The organism is Eubacterium sp. ER2 (assembly GCF_000765215.1).
Taxonomy (GTDB): domain Bacteria; phylum Bacillota; class Clostridia; order Lachnospirales; family Lachnospiraceae; genus Claveliimonas; species Claveliimonas intestinigallinarum.
Genome location: NZ_JPJE01000018.1, coordinates 92,272 through 111,512, shown reverse-complemented (window position 1 = coordinate 111,512; position 19,241 = coordinate 92,272). Strand labels below are relative to the sequence as shown.

At 53.7% G+C, this 19,241-nt stretch carries 23 protein-coding genes and 1 tRNA gene; 3 read left to right on the top strand and 21 right to left on the bottom strand.

Annotated features, from left to right (window positions below; genetic code table 11):
* Window positions 1-70 precede the first annotated feature (70 nt).
* Both NI21_RS0106595 and NI21_RS0106590 read left to right on the top strand, forming a co-directional pair.
* Complete coding sequence (locus NI21_RS0106595) at window positions 71-838, top strand: ABC transporter ATP-binding protein (protein ID WP_033125440.1); 768 nt, start codon at window positions 71-73, stop codon at window positions 836-838.
* Window positions 831-1,652, top strand: coding sequence for an ABC transporter permease (locus NI21_RS0106590; RefSeq protein WP_033125439.1), 822 nt, complete (start codon window positions 831-833; stop codon window positions 1,650-1,652). The genes NI21_RS0106595 and NI21_RS0106590 overlap by 8 nt, the downstream gene beginning before the upstream one ends.
* Before the next feature lie 66 nt (window positions 1,653-1,718).
* Here NI21_RS0106590 and NI21_RS0106585 read toward each other — a convergent pair whose 3' ends face one another.
* Complete coding sequence (locus NI21_RS0106585) at window positions 1,719-1,976, bottom strand: hypothetical protein (RefSeq protein ID WP_033125438.1); 258 nt, start codon at window positions 1,974-1,976, stop codon at window positions 1,719-1,721.
* 28 nt (window positions 1,977-2,004) lie between these two features.
* On the bottom strand, window positions 2,005-2,805 hold the full coding sequence (locus tag NI21_RS0106580) for an MBL fold metallo-hydrolase (RefSeq protein WP_033125437.1): 801 nt from the start codon (window positions 2,803-2,805) through the stop codon (window positions 2,005-2,007).
* 152 nt (window positions 2,806-2,957) lie between these two features.
* Between NI21_RS0106580 and NI21_RS0106575 the strand changes: the two genes are divergently transcribed.
* On the top strand, window positions 2,958-3,452 hold the full coding sequence (locus NI21_RS0106575) for an HD domain-containing protein (RefSeq protein ID WP_033125436.1): 495 nt from the start codon (window positions 2,958-2,960) through the stop codon (window positions 3,450-3,452).
* Window positions 3,453-3,508: 56 nt separating this feature from the next.
* Here the strand turns inward: NI21_RS0106575 and NI21_RS0106570 are convergent.
* The 19 genes from NI21_RS0106570 to ylxM form a co-directional block, all read right to left on the bottom strand.
* A tRNA-Thr gene (locus NI21_RS0106570) sits at window positions 3,509-3,581 on the bottom strand.
* 112 nt (window positions 3,582-3,693) lie between these two features.
* Complete coding sequence (locus tag NI21_RS0106565; protein ID WP_033125435.1) at window positions 3,694-4,944, bottom strand: metallophosphoesterase; 1,251 nt, start codon at window positions 4,942-4,944, stop codon at window positions 3,694-3,696.
* Window positions 4,905-6,746: a DUF975 family protein gene (locus NI21_RS0106560; RefSeq protein WP_033125434.1), complete on the bottom strand. Its 1,842-nt coding sequence runs from the start codon at window positions 6,744-6,746 to the stop codon at window positions 4,905-4,907. Before NI21_RS0106560 ends, NI21_RS0106565 begins: the two co-directional genes overlap by 40 nt.
* Before the next feature lie 58 nt (window positions 6,747-6,804).
* The gene (locus NI21_RS0106555) at window positions 6,805-7,677 is read right to left on the bottom strand and encodes a mechanosensitive ion channel family protein (RefSeq protein WP_052083989.1); all 873 of its coding nucleotides are present in this window, start codon (window positions 7,675-7,677) and stop codon (window positions 6,805-6,807) included.
* 45 nt (window positions 7,678-7,722) lie between these two features.
* Complete coding sequence (gene pgeF, locus NI21_RS0106550) at window positions 7,723-8,571, bottom strand: peptidoglycan editing factor PgeF (RefSeq protein WP_033125432.1); 849 nt, start codon at window positions 8,569-8,571, stop codon at window positions 7,723-7,725.
* A 4-nt stretch (window positions 8,572-8,575) separates the two neighbouring features.
* The gene (locus NI21_RS0106545) at window positions 8,576-8,962 is read right to left on the bottom strand and encodes a YraN family protein (RefSeq protein ID WP_033125431.1); all 387 of its coding nucleotides are present in this window, start codon (window positions 8,960-8,962) and stop codon (window positions 8,576-8,578) included.
* A 58-nt stretch (window positions 8,963-9,020) separates the two neighbouring features.
* A complete protein-coding gene (locus NI21_RS0106540) occupies window positions 9,021-9,683 on the bottom strand; it encodes a ribonuclease HII (RefSeq protein ID WP_033125430.1) in 663 nt (220 codons plus the stop codon).
* Complete coding sequence (gene lepB, locus NI21_RS0106535; protein ID WP_033125429.1) at window positions 9,676-10,239, bottom strand: signal peptidase I; 564 nt, start codon at window positions 10,237-10,239, stop codon at window positions 9,676-9,678. The genes NI21_RS0106540 and lepB (NI21_RS0106535) overlap by 8 nt, the downstream gene beginning before the upstream one ends.
* Window positions 10,240-10,283: 44 nt before the next feature.
* Window positions 10,284-11,132, bottom strand: a complete 849-nt coding sequence (ylqF, locus tag NI21_RS0106530; RefSeq protein ID WP_033125428.1) for a ribosome biogenesis GTPase YlqF — start codon at window positions 11,130-11,132, stop codon at window positions 10,284-10,286.
* A gap of 62 nt (window positions 11,133-11,194) precedes the next feature.
* The gene (gene lepB, locus NI21_RS0106525; RefSeq protein ID WP_033125427.1) at window positions 11,195-11,779 is read right to left on the bottom strand and encodes a signal peptidase I; all 585 of its coding nucleotides are present in this window, start codon (window positions 11,777-11,779) and stop codon (window positions 11,195-11,197) included.
* A gap of 81 nt (window positions 11,780-11,860) precedes the next feature.
* Window positions 11,861-12,208, bottom strand: coding sequence for a 50S ribosomal protein L19 (gene rplS / locus NI21_RS0106520; RefSeq protein ID WP_033125426.1), 348 nt, complete (start codon window positions 12,206-12,208; stop codon window positions 11,861-11,863).
* Window positions 12,209-12,373: 165 nt separating this feature from the next.
* Window positions 12,374-13,777 (bottom strand): YfcC family protein, encoded by a 1,404-nt coding sequence (locus tag NI21_RS0106515; protein WP_033125425.1) that lies wholly within the window; start codon window positions 13,775-13,777, stop codon window positions 12,374-12,376.
* A gap of 77 nt (window positions 13,778-13,854) precedes the next feature.
* The gene (locus NI21_RS0106510) at window positions 13,855-15,087 is read right to left on the bottom strand and encodes a M20 family metallopeptidase (protein WP_033125424.1); all 1,233 of its coding nucleotides are present in this window, start codon (window positions 15,085-15,087) and stop codon (window positions 13,855-13,857) included.
* A 259-nt stretch (window positions 15,088-15,346) separates the two neighbouring features.
* Entirely contained in the window at window positions 15,347-16,165 is an 819-nt protein-coding gene (trmD, locus tag NI21_RS0106505; RefSeq protein WP_033125581.1) for a tRNA (guanosine(37)-N1)-methyltransferase TrmD, read from the bottom strand.
* The gene (gene rimM, locus NI21_RS0106500; RefSeq protein WP_033125423.1) at window positions 16,165-16,677 is read right to left on the bottom strand and encodes a ribosome maturation factor RimM; all 513 of its coding nucleotides are present in this window, start codon (window positions 16,675-16,677) and stop codon (window positions 16,165-16,167) included. The genes trmD and rimM overlap by 1 nt, the downstream gene beginning before the upstream one ends.
* A 118-nt stretch (window positions 16,678-16,795) precedes the next feature.
* Window positions 16,796-17,026 (bottom strand): KH domain-containing protein, encoded by a 231-nt coding sequence (locus NI21_RS0106495; protein WP_033125422.1) that lies wholly within the window; start codon window positions 17,024-17,026, stop codon window positions 16,796-16,798.
* An 18-nt stretch (window positions 17,027-17,044) separates the two neighbouring features.
* On the bottom strand, window positions 17,045-17,290 hold the full coding sequence (gene rpsP / locus NI21_RS0106490; RefSeq protein ID WP_033125421.1) for a 30S ribosomal protein S16: 246 nt from the start codon (window positions 17,288-17,290) through the stop codon (window positions 17,045-17,047).
* A 63-nt stretch (window positions 17,291-17,353) separates the two neighbouring features.
* Entirely contained in the window at window positions 17,354-18,715 is a 1,362-nt protein-coding gene (gene ffh / locus NI21_RS0106485) for a signal recognition particle protein (protein ID WP_033125420.1), read from the bottom strand.
* A gap of 32 nt (window positions 18,716-18,747) precedes the next feature.
* Window positions 18,748-19,092 carry a YlxM family DNA-binding protein gene (gene ylxM / locus NI21_RS0106480; RefSeq protein WP_033125419.1) on the bottom strand — a complete coding sequence of 115 codons (345 nt, stop codon included), beginning with the start codon at window positions 19,090-19,092 and terminating at the stop codon, window positions 18,748-18,750.
* Window positions 19,093-19,241: the final 149 nt, after the last annotated feature.

The window sequence follows — 19,241 nt, the reverse complement described above, 5'->3', positions numbered from 1 at the left end:
CCCTTTAAGATACGGGGCATAAACTAATATATACTCACTGTGCTTCAGGAATTTATATCGGGAGGTTCTCATGGAAGAAATTTTAGAGCTGAAACATATTTACTATTCCTATCATACTATGGATGGAGAGACCTCTGCACTCTCAGATATCTCATTTGGAATGAAGGAGGGAGAATTTGTTGCCATCGTAGGTCCCTCCGGCTGCGGCAAATCCACCCTGCTGTCACTCATCTGCGGGCTGCTCACACCGGAGAAGGGACGGATTCGGGTGCGCGGAAAGGAACTCAGGGAGAGCACCACCAATATCGGCTACATGCTGCAGCACGACCAGCTCTTTGAGTGGCGGACAATCTACAATAATGTCATCCTGGGCCTGGAGGTACAGCACATGCTGACCACCAAGTCCCGGCAGAAGGCCCACGAGCTCCTGGACACCTACGGCCTGTCCCAGTTCGAGAACGCCAGGCCCTCCCAGCTCTCCGGCGGCATGCGCCAACGGGCGGCTCTTGTCCGGACCTTGGTGCTGGAGCCGGATATTCTGCTCCTCGACGAGCCCTTCTCTGCTCTCGACTACCAGACAAGGCTCCGGGTCAGCGATGACATAGGACAGATCATCCGCAAAGAAAAAAAGACAGCCATCCTGGTGACTCACGACCTGTCTGAGGCCGTGTCGCTGGCTGACCGGGTCATCATCCTGAGCCCGAGACCCGCCACCATCCGGCAGACGCTGCCTCTTATCTTTGACCTTGAAAACGATACACCCCTGAACCGCCGGGCCGCCCCGGAGTTCAAGACCTATTTCAATCTAATCTGGAAGGAACTGAACAGCAATGAATGAACTATCTGCAGCTCAGCTGCACTATCTGAACCGTCAAAAAAAGCACCGCCTGACCGTAATCCTGTCCAGGCTCGCGATCCTCATCGGCTTCTTCTGCCTGTGGGAGCTCTGCGCAGACAAAGGGGTCATTGACTCCTTCATCTTCAGCAGCCCTTCAAAGATCGCCGTCTGCTTTCTGGAAATGGCACGGGACGGCAGTATCTTCCTCCACATCGGGGTGACTCTGTACGAGACTATCGTCAGCTTTCTTCTGGTCATTGCCATCAGTGTTCTGATGGCAGTTGCCCTGTGGCTATGCCCGAAGCTCTCGGAGATACTGGACCCCTACATGGTGGTGCTGAACAGCCTGCCAAAATCCGCCCTGGCCCCTCTCCTCATTGTCTGGCTGGGAGCCACCACTACTACCATCATTGTGGCCGGCATGTCCGTGGCCATCTTCGGCAGCATCCTGAACCTGTACACAGCCTTCCGCACCGTGGAGCCGGAGAAGATCAAACTGATCTATACCCTCCGCGGCACCCGGCTCCAGGCCCTCACAAAGGCGGTCATCCCCAGTTCCATCCCCGCTCTCATCAGCACAATGAAGGTGAACATCGGGCTCTGCCTGGTAGGGGTCATCATCGGGGAATTCCTGGCTGCAAGGCAGGGACTTGGGTATCTCATCATCTACGCCAGCCAGACGTTCAAGCTCGACTGGCTCCTGATGTCCATCGTGCTCCTGTGCCTCATGGCCATGCTCCTCTACGCTGTCATCAATCTTCTCGAGCGGCTCTACCGCAGGCGGATGTTTGACGGCAGTTCCCGGCGGGAGTAGACAGCAAAAAAGCAGCCGCGTCCGAAAACGCAGGCTGCCTTACATATCCATTATTTCCTCTGATCTCTATTCTGCTGTGGGCAGCTTGTTCAGCTGCTCTACGATGGCGTCCAGCCCCTCATCGCTGAAGGGATACCTGTAGGTGGTCTTCTCCTCCTTCGTGGCGTCATAGCAGAAGGGCCCCTTCCAGACTGTCAGGAGGAATTCATCCTTTTCATCTCCGAACACCTTCTCGATCCGGTAGTTCAGCTTTCCCTTGCTGCCGTTGAATTTGGACTTTTTATAAAAGGCAAGAGGAAAGATCATCTGTCTTGTAACCGGCATAGCCGTCCCTCCCTTTCCTTATATCTTCCTAGATCTCAAAGGTCTCCATATCGTCCGGCACGTACAGGCTGCCGTGGTAAAATTCTTTTCCCTCGTTTGTGTAGAGCTCTTTTCTCCTGGCAATATTCTTGTCCTCTGTGTGGTAGAGGATCAGGTTCGGAATCTGAAGCTCCTCAGCTGTCTGACAGGCCTCCTTCACTGTGCTGTGGTGCTTTTCATAGGGGCCGAACTCGTCCGCCTCGCTGTACAGGCAGAAGGCCTCGTGCATGAGCCAGTCGCTGCCCTTCACAAACTCGTAGTCCTTCTCATTGTAGGGCTCGTCTCCCGCACAGGTAAACTTCACGCCGCCCGGCAGCATGATCGTAAACCCATACTGCTTCGCCTTTGTGGAGTAGATGTCGAAAAATGTCACCGGACAGCCTATGATCTCCCTCGTCTCACCATGCTCCACGGGGATGAGCTGGATGCGCTCCCCGATGTGCTTTGTCACCTTTTTCTGGATGGTGAGGTCTGTGATGGTCTTGATCACCGGGATCAGATCAGCATGACAGTAAATCCGCAGATCTCCCTCGTATTTTCCCTTGTTCATATTCTGTCCGATCATACGCACAAGCCAGATCAGCCCAAGAAGATGGTCAATATGCTCGTGTGTGATAAAGATGTCGTGAATGTCCTTCAGTGGGATCCCCGCATCCTTCAGTCTCTTTAAAATCTGGTTTCCGCCGCCTGCGTCCACCAGGAAATGTCTGTCTCCGTCTGAAAATGCAAAGCATGTGTTGTAGACTTCCGTAACTGCCGCATTTCCGGTTCCAAGTATCGTAAGTTTCATATTCCTTTTCTCCTTCCTGAAATCCTGCCCTACTATTCTAACATATTCTTCCTTATTTTTTCATTAATTTCATTGACTTTTTTCATTTTGAAAGCTATATAGAAAGTAAGAGCAGAAAAATGCCCATATAAAAAGAAAGTGAGTGAGTGCCGATGGACATTAAGGTTACGGAGGATATTTCCTCAGAGTATGTGGAGATCGTCAGAGATATTCTGGAGGACGAGGAGTTTCGAAAGCTGTCGGGATATATCCAGCACCTGAAGACGACACGGCTGATCCACAGCCTGAACGTATCTTACATTTCCTGGAAAATGGCCAGGAGGCTTGGATGTGACGAGCGGGTGGCCGCAAGGGCCGGTCTCCTCCATGATTTCTTTCTCTATAAATTCAGCGATCCCAAACCGGTCAAGGAATTCCAGGCATTTTACCACCCGAAGGTGGCCGCAAGAAACAGCCAGGAACGGTTTGAGATCTCTGAGAAGGAACGTCTGGCGATCCTGTCACACATGTTCCCGCTGGGCCCCCTTCCCACGAGCAGGGAGGCGTGGATCATTAGCTGCGCAGACAAATTCTGCGCCACTGCCGAGCTGTGCTGTCTTCCTGTAGGGTTTGCCAGGGAGGGCCGCATTGTAGTGGGTCCGGCATAAAAAGCAAAATATAAAACGAAAAGGAGGAGCCCAAAAGGTTCCTCCTTCTCTATAAAAGCCGGAAATCAGACTCGAACTGACGACCCCTTCATTACGAGTGAAGTGCTCTACCGACTGAGCTATTCCGGCTTAGCAGCTTTTTGCGAAAGCCACAACTAATATTATATCGTATTTCCGCCGAAATGCAAGAAGTTTTTTCACTATTTTCCGCACAAATTCCCCGCTCTTTTCCGCGGTTCCTCTACTCCCCCTCAAAACGGATATCCACCACGCAGATCTCCGCCTTTGTCCCCACCCGCATATTGGGGCCAAAGAGCCCCGCGCCGGAGGTGACGATGCTGTGCATCTGATCCTTCTTCAGATAGCCGCAGGGATTTTCCCACAGAAACTTCATGACAATGTTGCCGGGAAACATCTGTCCATCGTGGGTGTGCCCGCCCAGATCCACATCAACACCTGCGTCCGCCAGCTCCTGGAGCTCCTTTGGCTCGTGATCCAGCACAAGGACGGGCTTAGTCAGATCCATGTCAGCCGTGATCTCCTCCGGCGTCTTCCGGACTGTGATCCCTCTCCCCGGCTTCCCAGCGTCCGCCCTGCCAAAGAGATAGAAGCTGTCGTCGATGAGCACGCCCTCATCCTGGAGAAGAGTGATACCCGCCTTCTCAAGAAAATCATCCATCCTGGGATCGCTCTCTTTTTTCCCGCCCTTGCCGCCAAAGGTAAAGCCGGCCAGTATCTTCTCCTGTATATCGTGGTTCCCGTAGCAGGCGTAGACGCCGTACCTGGAGGAGATGCCGCCGAGGATCTCCTCCAGCCTGTCCGGGTCATCCAGGGCCTCGTACTCATTGTCAAAGATATCCCCTGCAATGACCACCAGGTCGGGATTTTCCCGGTTGATCTTCTCCACCATGTCCTCCATCTGCCTGCAGCCGATATTGTAGCCCAGATGCAGGTCCGCTGTCAGCACCACCTTCAGCTCCTCCAGCTCTCCTGCCCTCTTGTCCACAGACACCTGGTAGTCCGTGGTGTGGATGATCCTGGCGTTCACTGCGCCCCACACAGACAGGGCCGCAATGAGGAGAAGGGCCGCGCCTCCCGCGGCCGACCGCCTTCCCCGGTCCGGGGCCGGGGCCGAGACATGCGCTTTTCCTTCCATATTCTCTTCCGCCGGCTGCTTTCCTCTCCTCCGGCGGCGCCCCGCAAGCCAGGCAAAGAGACGGATCAGCTCCACTGCGGCCAGCACAAGGACTGTGTACAAAAGCACGCCCAGCCAGTAGTTGCCCACGGACTTAAAGAACCGCTGGGCACCTCCTGCCGGCAGGAGAAATCCCACCAGCAGGGAGGTGGCAAAGAACAGATACACAATACCTGCGCCAATGCGCGCCGGCAGCCTTTTAAAGCCGCCGCAGCACGCTGTGAGCCACTGTATCAGCCTCCAGAAAATATAAGCATTTACAAGTATGTATAGGGGGGATAAATATACTGCGAGCACGCTGCTTTCTCCTCATAATCTGTAATTCCTTTTCCGCTGTTTGGATACTGAGCCGAGTAGATATTGTCTACCGCAAACCCTGTCAGAAGCATCAGGCACAGGGGGATCAGGATCCAGGAGCGTATGCGCTGGATCTGGTTGTCAAGCAGAGGCGCCAGCATGTATACGATAGCTATGCCTCCTATGCCGAACACGAGCAGTCCCTCCGCGCAGATCCTCCCGTTCAGGTTCAGAAAATATCCACTGTAATCCCACCATCTCTCCCCGTCGTGAAGAATCTCGAGGACGAGGGAGGTCGTATACTCCACACAGCCACAGAGGACGACAATGCCGACGAACTCCAGCACCGGGCGTTTTCTCAGCCTGTTGAGCAGCATCAAAATCAGCACGCCGCCGGCTCCGTAGATGGGAAGCCAGGGCCCGTGTAGCACACCTCTGTTGACAAATTCGCCGTCCGTCACCAGATGGAGGCTGACCTCCCAGGTCCACCCGATCACGGAGAAGATAAAGAATAGAAGGATAATGGACCAGATGGAATAATGCCTGAGATAATGGATCGTCTCGATCCTCTTTCTCTTCTCCACCTCCGGGACTGCGGAAAGCCTGCTGGGATACGCCTTCCTGTCCACGGCATCCTTCAAAAGCTCCATCTTTACCAGACGGGCCTGCATCTGCTCGTACTCTTTTTCCTTCTTTGAGTTGGTGAGCAGCACGCCCAGGTAATCCGCGAAAAATTTCCTCACGCCGGACAGCTTCAGGACATCCTTTGGCCCCCGGATCAGTGCGGAGATGACATCCTCGTAGGCAAGATAGATCAGCTCATCTTCCGGCATCTCATACAGATAGGTGTCATTCAGAAGCTCACTGCCCTTCATATGAGCCTTCTTTGCCTCTGCCCGAATGTCGGCGTAGTACTCACTGAAGGCAGCAGCCCTGTAGGGATTGGAATACAGCACCTCTGTAAGTCCCAGTGTAACAACGCCCAAAAGAAGCCAGGGGAAAAAGGACACTTCAAACACAAAGCACTCCCACTTGCGCCCCTTCATCAGCCTGCGGGACAGATTGATGGCCTCTCTGGGAGAGATATCCGGATTTTCCGCAGCGATGTAGGGGACGAGATAATAGGAAAAATATTTGATGACTCCTCCCACGATGGTCAGGCTCCAGAGCATCTGGTACAGAGAGACAAGGAACATGGTACAGCTCACCTTGGTCCATTTCTTCACCCGCAGAAGAAACAGCATCCGCTGAAAAGGAACCTTCTCGTAAATACGCCCCTCCAGAAATACTCTCCTTGAGATCACCTTGAATATATTTACAAAGAAAAACCACATGGAGAAAAGGACGGCCGTCCCCAGAAGGATAAGGATCAATATGGCAAGATTTTCTGAGCCTGTCAGGGAGTGGAGAGCTGCCAGCATACTGACCACGATAGAGCCCGACGTCACATTGTTCACAAGGCCGGCGAGTACACCTCTTGTTCTCCCCAAGGCCGGGTTTCCGCTTTTAGACTCTTCAATCTCCTCCGCCTTGATCTCCTCGGACAAGGTCCTGCCATCCTCCTCGTCCCCCTCCAGAAGATCGAACATCACGTCCGCAAAGCCCTCGTTAATCCCTGACGGGCTCTCCAGACGGGTCTCTGTCTCGTAATAGCCCGCAGACGGCGTTACGTCCAGCGCATCCAGGGAGGAGGCAAACTCCGATCCTGTATAGGCTGCGATCAGGCAAATCGCCACATACATGATATAATGTCTTTTCAGGGCTCTTCTGGCCCTTCGCTTCATCTCTTTTCTCGTTGGCATCTTCTTCCCCCTCTTCTTTTGCGGCCTCTTCGTCAGCGATTTTCAGCGGCCATCTCCTTTACTCTTTTCCGGCGCTGTGCACAGTGATCTGGGTGTAGGGGATATTGATTCCCTCCTCGTCAAAGGTCAGCTTAATGTCCTCCAGCAGCTTCCACCTTACAGGCCAGTAATCTTCCATTCTGGTCCAGGCCCGGATCCCAAGGACCACGCTGCTCGTGCCAAGGGAGTCCACAAAGACGGATGTCTCCATGTCCCTCAGTATACCGGGCGTACTTTTCAGCATGTCCTCCAGTATCCCCTTTGCTTTCCGCAGATCTGACTCATAGGAAATGTCGATCCGCAGGTCAAGCTGCCGCTCATCCTTGGCGGTCACGTTGGTGAGACTGTTGTTGGTCAGCATCCCGTTGGGGATCACAATGGTCTTGTTGTCCACCGTGGTCAGTTTTGTGTGGAACAGCTGGATCTCCTTGACAGTCCCCTCATTTTTATTGTTGTCCTCTATAATATAGTCACCCACAGCAAAGGGCTTCAGTGTCAGGATCAGAACCCCGCCCGCAAAGTTGGAGATCACATCCTGCAGCGCCAGGCTGACGGCTACACCGGCGGCTGCCAGGATCGCCGTGATGGAGGAAAGGTTGACTCCAAAGCTGGTCACCACAAGGATGACCAGCACTGTATACAGGCCGTACTTGATGATGGAGTCCGTAAACTGACTCACTCCCGTGTCCGCGTTGGAGCGGGCAAAGGCCTTTGCCGTCAGCCTGCGGACAGCCCCTATGATATATTTCCCGACAATGAGCAAAATGACCGCAAAGAGGATCTTGAACCCAAATCCGATCATATCCGGGATATGGTCCTCTATAAACTGAAGCAGCAAATTGACATTCTCCACTGTCTCCTGGGTTGTCTCAGCTATCTCGTCTGTATTCACAGATATTTTCCTCCTTATGATGTAAACAGGTCTACTTCTTCAGATCTATTCCTTCAGAGCCAGAAACGCGCTCAGGTTTCCTCTGTTCCAGCCGGTCACTCTGTGGGAAAACAGAAGACCGGGATTACAGCAGGTGCAGAGGTTGGTCACGGCAATGTGCTCCGGCAGAAGGCCTGCCCTCAGAAGATTGAGCTCATTGGCCCTCCAGAGGTCAAGCTGGTATTTGCCCTTCTTCCTCTGCTCCTCCTTCTGGTAAAACAGCTCTTCCCACTCCTCTGCTGGATAACTCTCCCTGAACTGGCTGACCACATCCTCGCTGACCTCGTAGCAGTCCTGACAGATGGAGGGGCCTACGGCGGCAATGATATCCTCCGGCCGGCTCCCGAACACCTCCCCCATCATTCCCACGGTCACGCCGGCCATGTCGCCGACAGTCCCTCTCCAGCCGGAGTGGGAAAGCCCCACGGCTTTTCTGACCGGATCCACAAAATAGAGGGGGACACAGTCCGCATAGAAGGTGACCAGGCACAGCCCCGGTGTCCGGGTGATCATGCCGTCCGTCTCCGGCAGGCTTTTCCCCGCATCCTCCCCGGTAACAAGAGCCGCATTGGTTGTGTGGGTCTGGCAGGTGTAGACCATCTTCTCCGGGTCCACACCGACGGCGGAGGCGATCCTCCTTCGGTTCTCCTCCACAGCCGCCGGGGCGTCTCCTCTGTGGGTGCTGATATTCATGGAAGCGCAGCCGCCCTGGCTGACTCCCCCCAGCCTGGTGGAAAATCCCTGGTTCACGATCCCCGTCTGCTCCAGAAGAGGAAAGGAGAGATAGGGGACACCGTCCTTTTCCCTCTCGTCAAATATGTGCCTCTCATCTTTGTATTTTAACCCAATTCCCATGTCTTCACTCCTCATAGTCAAAGGCGCCCTTGATCAGCGTAATCCTCTCCGACGCGCCGTCAATGCCCACCACATCAAAGCGGCAGGAGGCGCCTGTCAGATGATGCTCCATCAGATAAAAGAGGGCGCACCTTGAGATGGTCCTCTGCTTTCCGGGCGTCACGGCCTCGACAGCCCAGCCCTTGCCTGCTGTCTTCCTGTATTTCACCTCGCAGAAGACAAGAAAAGAGCCGTCCCGGGCCACGATGTCGATCTCTCCCGCCCGGCATCTGTAATTGTACTGCAGGATCTCATAGCCCTGCCTTTCCAGATAGGCTCCCGCCTTCCTCTCATAGACCGCTCCGGTCTGCCTTCTGTTGTCCTGCTTCTGTCCTGATATCTGTCCTGTCATCCGCCTTCTGCCGGCATGCCTGCTCCCATATTGTCCTCACGTCAGCCTGTCGTCTCCGTCACTGCACAAAGTGCTGGATAAATGTCCTCCTGTGTATGGGTGTGGGGCCGAGAGCCTTCAGCGCCTCAATGTGGCTCTTCGTGCCATACCCCTTGTTGGAGGCAAAGTCGTACTCCGGAAAAACCTGGTCGTACTCCCGCATCAGCCTGTCCCTGGTGACCTTGGCGATGATGCTGGCCGCCGCGATGGAGACGCTCTTGGCATCTCCCTTGACGATAGGCACCTGCTGAATGTCTATTCCCGGTATGGTGACTGCGTCGTTCAACAGAATATCCGGCCGCATCTCCAGCTGTCCCACTGCCAGGCGCATGGCCTCGTAGGTTGCCTGGAGGATATTGATCTCATCGATCTGCTCCGGTCCCACAATCCCCACGCCCACGGCCAGGGCCCGCTCCGTGATCTCATCGTAGAGTAGCTCACGCTTTTTCTCCGACAGCTTCTTGGAGTCATTTACATACAAAATCTGCTCATCCTTCGGAAGGATGACAGCTCCCGCCACCACCGGACCTGCCAGAGGGCCACGGCCGGCCTCGTCGATGCCGCAGATGGCGCCGCAGGCAGCATACTCCCTCTCGTACACGCTCATGGCCTCCAGCCGGGCCAGCTCCTTTTTCAGCCTCTCTTCCTGTCTTCTCTTCTTTTCTTCTTCCCGTTTATTCATGCCTGATAAATCCTATCTTGTCAAATGGATAGATGCGCACCCAGGCCCGGCCCAGAAGGTCGCTCCTTTTGAGCACCCCAACGCTGGGATCACGGCTGTCAGAGCTGTGGTTCCGGTTATCTCCCAGCACAAAGTACTCGTCATCTCCCAGGGTGATGGGCTGATCCGCAAGCTGTCCGCTCTCCATAGGCTCCGCCCCGTAGATATCGCTCTCCAGCAGCTCCCCGTTGATATAGACATAGCCGCCGATGACCTGGATCGTCTCGCCGGGCATGCCGATGATCCTCTTGATATAGTAGGTATCCTCCTCGTATTTATACGGGAATACAATGATATCGTATCTCTGAGGATCCCGGAACCGGTAGGAGATCTTATCCACGATCAGATTGTCGCCGTTGCTCAGGGTGGGCTCCATGGACTGTCCGCTGACCATGGTCCTCTGTCCCACATAGGTGATGATCAGATAGCTCAGCCCTATAATGATCAGTATATATACAAGCCATCCCAGGAGCTCCCGGAATATGCCGTGTTCTTTCTCTCGTCTGCGTCTTGCCATTTTCTATTCATCCTGCCTTCTTTTTACTATCAAATAAAATTCTATCATATCTGATCCGGATATTCCAGTGTCAGCCTGCCCAGCCTGCCGTCCCGAAAATCATCCAGGAGCAGGGCGGACGCCTTCTCCAGATCCAGCTCGTTCCCCCGCACAAGGCAGTGGCGGCTCCTTGCTATCCCCTCCAGGACAGCATAGGCCTCCCCCTCCTCGCTGGTCTCGTACTTCTCCGCCAGGACGCCGGGGTAATGCCGCTGCATGAACTTCACAAACTCCGCGGCAAGCTCTGTTCTCTGCAGGAGCTCATCCTTGATAGAACCGATAAAGGCCAGCTTCATTCCCACAGACTGATCCTCGAACTTCGGCCAGAGGATACCCGGGGTATCCAGAAGCTCCACATTCCTGTTGAGCCGTATCCACTGCTTTCCCTTTGTCACGCCGGGCTTGTTTCCCGTCTTGGCGCAGGCCTTCCCGGCCAGGGCGTTGATAAAGGTGGATTTGCCCACATTGGGAATGCCCACCACCATGGCGCGCACCGGCCTGTTCAGGATTCCTCTCTTCCGGTCTCTCTCGATCTTCTCCTTGCAGGCCTCCTGGATGACAGCATGGATGCTCTTTACCCCGCCTCCCTTTTTGGAGTTGACCTTGACACAGGAAAAGCCCTTTGCCTGGAAATACTCCATCCAGGCGTCATTCCACTTTTCCTCCGCCAGGTCCGCCTTGTTCAGAAGGATCAGTCTGGCTTTGTTCTTCCCCAGATCGTCGATATCCGGGTTCCGGCTGCTCACCGGGATCCGGGCGTCTGTCAGCTCGATCACCAGATCGATCAGCTTTATATTTTCCTGCATCATCCGCTTGGCCTTTGTCATATGGCCGGGATACCACTGAAAATGCATGTGTTTCCTCCTTATTAATTAAAAACAATGATTGAAAACGTGTGCTCTGAAAAATTGTGTCCTCAGGAGCGCACAAACCCAAAGTTCTCCCAGGGCGAGATGACAAACCAGGCCTTCCCATATATATAGGAACGCTTCACATTGCCCACATCCGCCATGCGGCTGTCCTCGCTGTTCTCCCGGTCGTCTCCCAGTACAAAGAACTCATTTCCCTCCAGCTCGATCTCCTCCGCCGCAATGCCGGGATCCGTGATCTCGCTGACTCCGTAGTCCTCCTCAAGCTTCTCTCCGTCAATGTAGATCTCGCCCTCCAGGATCTGCACCTTCTCGCCGGGGAGCCCAATGATCCGCTTGATATAGTAGTGGGAATTCTCATTTCCCTTTGGCTTAAAGACAATAATGTCTCCCCTTTTGGGCGCTGTGGCATCATATACGATCCGGTTTACAAGCGCTATGTCCCCGTTGTTCAGGATCGGGTTCATGGAATCTCCCACCACGGCCACTCTCTGCCCGAAATACCACACGAAGACAAAGGCAAACAGGCACACAATGGCAATCTTGCCCGCCCACACAGCCACCGGCCTGAGCATCTCTATGCGAAATTTATTTCTTCTGCGCCGTCTTCTTCTGAATTTTAATCCTCTCATAATTCTTTTCCTGTCAGAATTCCCTGTATAGCATAAAAGGGACAAGATACTGTATGTATTTGTCCCTTCCTCTTTGTTTTCTTATTTTACTAATTCTTTTACCTTGGCTGCTTTTCCTACGCGGTCTCTTAAGTAGTTCAGTTTTGCGCGTCTCACTTTACCTCTGCGGACAACCTCAACCTTCTCTACGTTAGGAGAATGGAGCGGCCATGTCTTCTCAACACCTACTCCGTTGGAATTCTTTCTCACAGTAAATGTTGCTCTTGTGCTTCCACCCTGTTTTTTCAGGACTGTTCCCTCAAAAACCTGGATTCTTTCACGGTTTCCCTCTTTGATCTTTCCGTAAACCTTTACGGTGTCGCCTACTCTGAACTCAGGCGCGTTCTCTTTGAGCTGCTCAGCTTCAATGTTCTTAATGATATCGTTCATTGTGTGACCTCCTTGTTATTCGGACGTTCTTAATACATTTCTCTATTCCCGCCTCAGCGCGGAAGCGTATCAGAGGACCATCTCTATCTTCTCACAACGCATTTTATCATAGCATATGCACAGAAGAATTGCAAGGAAAATTTCCGCTGTTTCACACTCTTTTACTCAGAACGGGCCGTAGCCGATACCGTAAGCGATCATGATCAGGATAAAGGCGCTCACAATAAACGACAGATAAATCTTCCAGCAGAACCTGATCCAGGAGCCGTAGTCCACGCCGCACATGGACAGCTGGACAAGGGAGCTCCCCGGCCAGAAGCTGTTGGTGATGCCATCGCCGTACTGGTAGGTGAGCACAAGCACCTGCTGGTTGATGTGCAGGATCTTTCCAAGGGGCTGAAGGATCGGCATGATGATGACCGCCTTTCCGCTTCCCGATACGACCAGGAAGTTAAACAGGGTCACAAACACAAATACGATCAGCAGCGCCAGGATCGCGCTCTTGTTCTGCAGGAATTCCGCCATGGCGTGCACGATGGTGTCCATAATGCAGGCCTGGTTCATGAGCACGACTACAGACTGGGCCAGGCCCACGGCGAAGGCCGCCGCGAAGACTCTGGTAGCTCCTTTGCAGAAGAGCTGGCAGGCCTCGCTTGGGCTGAACCGGAAGATGGCAGTCAGCACAATGCCGAACATCACATACAGGGCCGCAATCTGGGCAAAGGACCATCCCAGCCTGATGCAGCCGTAGCCCTGAATGACAATGACAATAAGAAATGCCAGAAGTCCAAGCACTCTCCTGCCCGTCATCTCCTCTGTGTGGGCCACCTGCTCTTCCGCCTTCTGATTCATGTACTCTTCACTCACAATGCTTTTTGCCGGATCCTTCCGTATTTTCCGGCAGTAATTGTAGAGTCCCACAAGGCCGATCAGATAAAATACCGCCAGGCCCACCGCCCGGTAGCCGATTCCGGAAAACATGGGAAGTCCTACGATCTGCTGGGAGACACCGGTGGTAAACATGTTCATGAGCCCGGAGGTAAATCCCACTGTGCTCCCCACGATGGCCAGCCCGGTGCCTACGATCCTGTCATATCCCAGGGCAAACCCGATGCTCACTGCCAGCGGGTAAAAGGGGTAGGCGGCCTCCCCGTAGCCCAGGACGCCGAAAATGACAAAGATCGTGTAGAAAATCCATACAACAGAGAATTCCCTGCCCTTTGTCCGTTTCAGGATAGCGCCGATCCCGGCTCCGAAGGCTCCGCTGACCTCCAGAAGATAGATCACGCCGGAGCTGATGAACAGAGTACCCATGATAGTGGCTCCGTTGACAAAGCCGTTGTACACCGCCTCAAAATAGTTCATAAATGTGATGGGATTTTCATTTTCCACGTACTGGAATGTGTCCGGATCCACCACTGATATGCCCGTTGCCTCGTCTGTGATCCGCTCGTAGCTTCCGCTTGGGATGATGTAGGACAGCGCCACCACGAACAACATGATGAGCAGCAGGATGATAAATACATGGGGCATATGGAACCCTTTGCTCCTGGATGTTTTCTTGTCCATTTTCTTCACTCTCTTTCTCTTTATGATGATACTTCTCTATGATGATATTCGCTTTTTACGCCCTGGAGGCCGGCTTTCTACCCCTGCAGGTCCAGCCATGAGATGGCTGTGTAGGCGTGAAGGGCAGCTCCCAGAGGGAGCACATCCTCGTCCAGCACCATGTGGGGATTGTGTAGGGGCGCGTTTCCCGGCTGTCCGGCCCCGATAAAGGCGAACATGCCCGGCACCTCCTTTGTAATGTATCCAAAGTCCTCCGTCCCGGTCATGGGCGGGATCTGACTGACATTCTCTCTTCCAAGGATCTCCTCCGCGAAGGGGACAAGCTCCCTGCACAGCTTCTCGTCGCTGTAGGTGCAGGGCGTATGGAACACAGTCATGTCATAGTCCCCTCTCCAGGCCTTCACATAGTGATCAATGAGCTCCGGGATGCGCTTTGTCAGATGCTCTGCCGCCTGTACATCCAGGGTCCGCACGCCGATGTGAAGCTCTGCCTCGTCGGGGATGATGTTGACGGCTGTTCCTCCCTTCGCCACGCCGCAGGTCAGGGCCACTGTAGCCGCCGGATCTGCCTCCCTTGTGGCCAGTAGATTGACAGCCTGGTAGATCTGGTTCATGATCATCAGCGGGTCAATACACAGCTGTGGCTGGGAGCTGTGTCCGCCGCTGCCCTTGATCTTCACGATAAAGGTGTCCAGGGAAGCGGAGTTGACGCCCACCGCATACCCCAGCTCTCCGGTCTTAGTGACAGACTGGACGTGAATGCCAAAGGCGGCGTCGACCTTCGGATTTTCCAGAAGGCCGTTCTCCACCAGGACTCTTGCCCCGGCTCCTGTCTCCTCGCCGGGCTGGAATACCAGCTTGACCGTGCCTTTTAAAGAGTCCTCCCTCTCCTTCAGGATCTGGGCCGCCCCCAGGAGCATGGCAACGTGGCTGTCGTGGCCGCACATGTGCCCCCAGCCGTTCTCAGACTTAAAATCCAGATCATTGTCCTCCCGTATGGGGAGGGCATCCATGTCCGCCCGCAGCAGAATACAGGGGCTTCCGTGTCCGATGACAGCTGTGATCCCCACTGCTCTCTCCATCCGGGGAAATCCCGCCTCCACAAAATCCTTTGTCACCTTCTCCGGGAGATCCCCGCCGCAGTTCTTCCACGGTATTCCCATCTCATCCAGGCGTCTCCTGATGTAGTCCGCTGTCCCTGGCAGATCCATCCCGATCTCCGGTATCTGATGGAGATGCCTCCTGTCTGCTGTGATCTGCCCGCGAAGCTCCTCTGCTCTCTTTTTAATCTCGGCCGCTGTTGTGCCCATGATCCTCTCTCACCCGTCTTTCCTGAGATCAATGACGTAAGCGTAACAGCGCCGGATGTCCACAAAAAAAGAAAAGAGTCCCTCTGACGGAACTCTTCGAACCGACAACTGCCCATAACACTCCATTGCGCATTGTCTCAATATGATGTAATAGTTGTTTATATTATATAATTGCAATTATAATAGCATTTTCCACTGCCTTTCGCAACTATTTTTCGGAATTTTCCCGCAATTGCTTAGATTTTCCTCAAGTGTTCCCTTAAGCTCTCTCATCTCCAGAAATCTCTTTCTTCTCCAGGATCCCCTCCGCCAGCCGTCTCTCCGCTTCCGTCAGCTCCGCCTTCGCAAGGAGATCCGGACGCCTCATAGCCGTGCGGATGACAGACTGCTCCCGCCGCCACTTCTCGATATTGGCGTGGTGTCCGGACAGAAGGATGGGAGGCACCTGCTTGTCATGCCACACCTCCGGGCGGGAATACTGGGGATACTCCAGAAGATTGTCCTGGAAGCTCTCGAATTCCGCGGACACGTCATTGTGGAGGACTCCCGGCACAAGGCGGGAGATAGTGTCCACCATGACCATGGCGGGCAGCTCCCCGCCGGTGAGCACGTAATCCCCGATGGAGACGTAGTCTGTCACGATCTCCTCCAGCACCCTCTCATCGATGCCCTCATAGTGGCCGCAGAGGAGCACCAGGTCCTCCTCCCGGGCCAGCTCCTGGGCCATCTCCTGATTGAAGGTCTGCCCCTGGGGGGAGAGATAAATGACCCTTGTCTTTGCGCCGCCCTGCGCAGCGCAGGGCCGGCCGTCCTGGCCTCCTTCGCTTTCCGCCCTGCGCCTCTCGATCTGTTCCTCAATGGCCCTGTAGGCCAGGTACACCGGCTCCGCCTGCATCAGCATGCCGGCGCCTCCGCCGTAGGGATAGTCGTCCACGCTGTTGTGTTTGTTGAAGGCATAGTCCCGGATGTTGACAGCCTCTATGGAGAGAAGGCCGTTTGCGATGGCCCGGCCTGTAATGCTGGTGCCAAGGCCGGACATCACCATGTCCGGGAAAAGCGTCATAATATGAAAGTGCATCATGGCAGAAGTCCCTCCATCAGATGAATGTACATTTCATTTTTTTCTGTGTCAACGCTGAGGATGCACTGGCGGATAGCCGGGATGAGAACCTCCCCGTGGCGGTCAGAGTCGATGATGTACACGTCGTTGGCCCCGGTCTCCAGCACGTCCTTAAGAACGCCGAAGTGCTCCGCCGGCTCGTCGGTGTAGACGTCCATGCCGATCATATCGCCGATATAGTACTCGTCCTCCCCCAGGGGAGAGGCGTCCTCCCTGTCGATCATGAGACTTTTTCCCTTGTATTTTTCTATGTCGTTTATGTTATCGATCCCCTTGAATTTCAGGATGGCGAACTGTTTGAAAAATTTCACATGTTCGATCTCCAGAGGGATCTGTTCCTTTCCTGTGTCAAGATATACTTTTTTCAGCTCTCTGAAATACTGTGCGTCGTCTGTGGTGGGGAACACCTTCACCTCGCCCCGGATACCGTGGGTGGAGGTGATGACACCTGCCTGCAGTTGTTTTTCCATTTTCCTTCTCCTGTTTTTTCCTCTCGTCGATAGCTAAAATTATAAGTTAAATCAAAGCGGGTTCAGGAAGGTCCCGACAAACTGTCTTTTTCGTCCCTTCCCGGACCCGCTTGTTTTCTTAGCCAGCGATATCTACTACCACTTTCTTATCTTCTTTTGAGGCTGCTGCTTTCACGACAGCGCGGATTGCCTTGGCGATACGCCCCTGCTTGCCGATGACCTTTCCCATATCTGAGTCAGCCACCTTCACTTCCACAACGGTTGTACGGCCTTCTTCCTTCTCTGTCACAACAACGCTCTCGGGATCATCTACAAGTGCCTTGACGATGACTTCCACTAGTTCCTTCATACTGCGCACCTCCCGGAATTATTTTTCAATGCCTGCTGCCTTGAAAATCTTTCCTACTACCTCTGTAGGCTGTGCGCCATTGTTCAGCCATCTCTTTGCGGCCTCCTCGTCTACCTTGAAGACGCTGGGATCCTGATTCGGATCGTAAGTGCCGATTTCCTCGATGAACCTGCCATCTCTTGGGGATCTGGAGTCAGCTACAACAATTCTATAGAAAGGAGCCTTCTTCTGTCCCATTCTCTTTAATCTGATCTTTACTGCCATTTTGTTTCACCTCCACATATTTATTAATCTATATGGCACATGCGCTGTCCGCGCACATGCTGGTTAAAAAGGTAATCTGAATTTTCCCTTTTTACCACCTTTTCCAATCATCTTCATCATCTTCTTCATCTCGTTAAACTGCTTGACCATGCGGTTCACCTCGCTGATGTCCACACCCGCGCCTTTTGCGATGCGGTGCTTCCTTGAAGGATTCAGAAGATCCGGATCCCGGCGCTCCTGGGGAGTCATGGAATAGATCATGGCCTCCATCCGCGCCATCTTTTTCTCGGCCTCCTCGGCCTGGCTGTCATCTAACTGCATGCCCTTTTTCCCTCCAAGGCCGCCCATGGCGCCCATGCCGGGAAGCATGCTCATGATACCGGAGAGCCCGCCCATCTTTTTCATCTGCTTCGTGCTCTCCAGGAAGTCGTCGAAATCGAACTGGTTCTTTTTCATCTTGCGGGTCATCTCTTTGGCCTTCTCCTCGTCGATCTCAGCGCCCGCCTTCTCGATGAGGGTCAGCACGTCACCCATGCCAAGGATACGGGAGGCCATGCGGTCCGGATAGAACTGCTCCAGATCTGACAGCTTCTCTCCCATACCTACGTAGAGGATCGGCTTGCCGGTCACTGCCTTGACGGACAGGGCCGCACCGCCTCTCGTGTCGCCGTCCAGCTTTGTGACGATGACACCGTCGATGCCGATCTTCTGGTTGAATTCCTCCGCCACATTCACCGCGTCCTGTCCGGTCATGGCGTCAATCACCAGGATCGTCTGGTGTACCTCCACAGTTTCCTTAATCTCCTGGAGCTCTGCCATCATGTCCTCATCAATGTGAAGACGGCCCGCCGTATCCAGGATCACAAGATTGTTGCCATTCTTGCGGGCGTGCTCCAAAGCCGCCCGGGCGATATCCGCCGGTCTGTGGCTGTCACCCATGGAAAAAACTTCCACTCCCTGCTTCTCCCCGTTCACCTGGAGCTGTTTGATCGCTGCCGGGCGGTATACGTCACAGGCCACAAGAAGGGGCTTTTTCCCTTTTAATTTATATTTTCCCGCCAGCTTTGCGGTGGTGGTTGTCTTACCTGCACCCTGAAGGCCTGCCATCATAATGACTGTGATGGCACTTCCGGGCTGGAGCTTGATCTCTGTGGTCTCAGATCCCATGAGAGCGATGAGCTCCTCGTTGACAATCTTGATGACCATCTGCCCCGGGTTCAGTCCGTTCATCACATCCTGCCCGATAGCTCTCTCCTGCACGTTCTTAATGAAGCCTTTCACGACCTTGAAGTTGACATCAGCGGCCAGGAGAGCCCGCTTGATCTCCTTCATCGCCTCTTTGACATCGTCCTCTGTCAGCCGTCCCTTGCTCCGCAGGTTCCTGAACACATTCTGAAGTTTTTCTGTCAGACTGTCAAAAGCCATTCTCCAACTCCTCTTTGCTGCTCTATTACAAACTACAATTCGTCTATGATCTCTCTTGCTATCTCTCTGATCTCCCGGGCCAGCTGGCTGTTGTCCTCCGGATCATACCGGTCAAGCACCTGGCCTATCCGGTGTACCTTCTCCCTGACGGCAAGGAATTTCTCCACCAGATGAAGCTTGTCTTCATACCCCTGGAGCGTCCTGTCGCAGCGCTTTACCAGATCGTGGACTCCCTGTCTGCTGATCCCCGCCGCCTGGGCGATCTCGCCAAGGGACAGATCCTCCAGCACGGACTGCTCGTAGATCTCTTTCTGGTGACTGGTCAGAAGCTCTCCGTAAAAATCATATAGCAATGTCTGCTTAAAAAAATCATCCATCTCAAATCACCTGTGTTATCATATACCAAAGCTTTTCCGCTGTCAAGCATTTTTTCTTGACACTCTCTAAAATTTCTTTTTTCTGAAGTGAAAAGTTTATTTCCACTTTGAAGGAGGTAAAGTGGATTTTAGTCTTTCACTCATTTCCA

Coding starts and splice junctions, on each gene's coding strand:
- NI21_RS0106595 (WP_033125440.1), top strand. CDS start 71: ATGGAAGAAATTTTAGAGCTGAAACATATTTACTATTCCTATCATACT.
- NI21_RS0106590 (WP_033125439.1), top strand. CDS start 831: ATGAATGAACTATCTGCAGCTCAGCTGCACTATCTGAACCGTCAAAAA.
- NI21_RS0106585 (WP_033125438.1), bottom strand. CDS start 1,976: ATGCCGGTTACAAGACAGATGATCTTTCCTCTTGCCTTTTATAAAAAG.
- NI21_RS0106580 (WP_033125437.1), bottom strand. CDS start 2,805: ATGAAACTTACGATACTTGGAACCGGAAATGCGGCAGTTACGGAAGTC.
- NI21_RS0106575 (WP_033125436.1), top strand. CDS start 2,958: ATGGACATTAAGGTTACGGAGGATATTTCCTCAGAGTATGTGGAGATC.
- NI21_RS0106560 (WP_033125434.1), bottom strand. CDS start 6,746: ATGCCAACGAGAAAAGAGATGAAGCGAAGGGCCAGAAGAGCCCTGAAA.
- pgeF (WP_033125432.1), bottom strand. CDS start 8,571: ATGGGAATTGGGTTAAAATACAAAGATGAGAGGCACATATTTGACGAG.
- NI21_RS0106545 (WP_033125431.1), bottom strand. CDS start 8,962: ATGACAGGACAGATATCAGGACAGAAGCAGGACAACAGAAGGCAGACC.
- NI21_RS0106540 (WP_033125430.1), bottom strand. CDS start 9,683: ATGAATAAACGGGAAGAAGAAAAGAAGAGAAGACAGGAAGAGAGGCTG.
- lepB (WP_033125429.1), bottom strand. CDS start 10,239: ATGGCAAGACGCAGACGAGAGAAAGAACACGGCATATTCCGGGAGCTC.
- ylqF (WP_033125428.1), bottom strand. CDS start 11,132: ATGCATTTTCAGTGGTATCCCGGCCATATGACAAAGGCCAAGCGGATG.
- lepB (WP_033125427.1), bottom strand. CDS start 11,779: ATGAGAGGATTAAAATTCAGAAGAAGACGGCGCAGAAGAAATAAATTT.
- rplS (WP_033125426.1), bottom strand. CDS start 12,208: ATGAACGATATCATTAAGAACATTGAAGCTGAGCAGCTCAAAGAGAAC.
- NI21_RS0106515 (WP_033125425.1), bottom strand. CDS start 13,777: ATGGACAAGAAAACATCCAGGAGCAAAGGGTTCCATATGCCCCATGTA.
- NI21_RS0106510 (WP_033125424.1), bottom strand. CDS start 15,087: ATGGGCACAACAGCGGCCGAGATTAAAAAGAGAGCAGAGGAGCTTCGC.
- trmD (WP_033125581.1), bottom strand. CDS start 16,165: ATGCACTTTCATATTATGACGCTTTTCCCGGACATGGTGATGTCCGGC.
- rimM (WP_033125423.1), bottom strand. CDS start 16,677: ATGGAAAAACAACTGCAGGCAGGTGTCATCACCTCCACCCACGGTATC.
- NI21_RS0106495 (WP_033125422.1), bottom strand. CDS start 17,026: ATGAAGGAACTAGTGGAAGTCATCGTCAAGGCACTTGTAGATGATCCC.
- rpsP (WP_033125421.1), bottom strand. CDS start 17,290: ATGGCAGTAAAGATCAGATTAAAGAGAATGGGACAGAAGAAGGCTCCT.
- ffh (WP_033125420.1), bottom strand. CDS start 18,715: ATGGCTTTTGACAGTCTGACAGAAAAACTTCAGAATGTGTTCAGGAAC.
- ylxM (WP_033125419.1), bottom strand. CDS start 19,092: ATGGATGATTTTTTTAAGCAGACATTGCTATATGATTTTTACGGAGAG.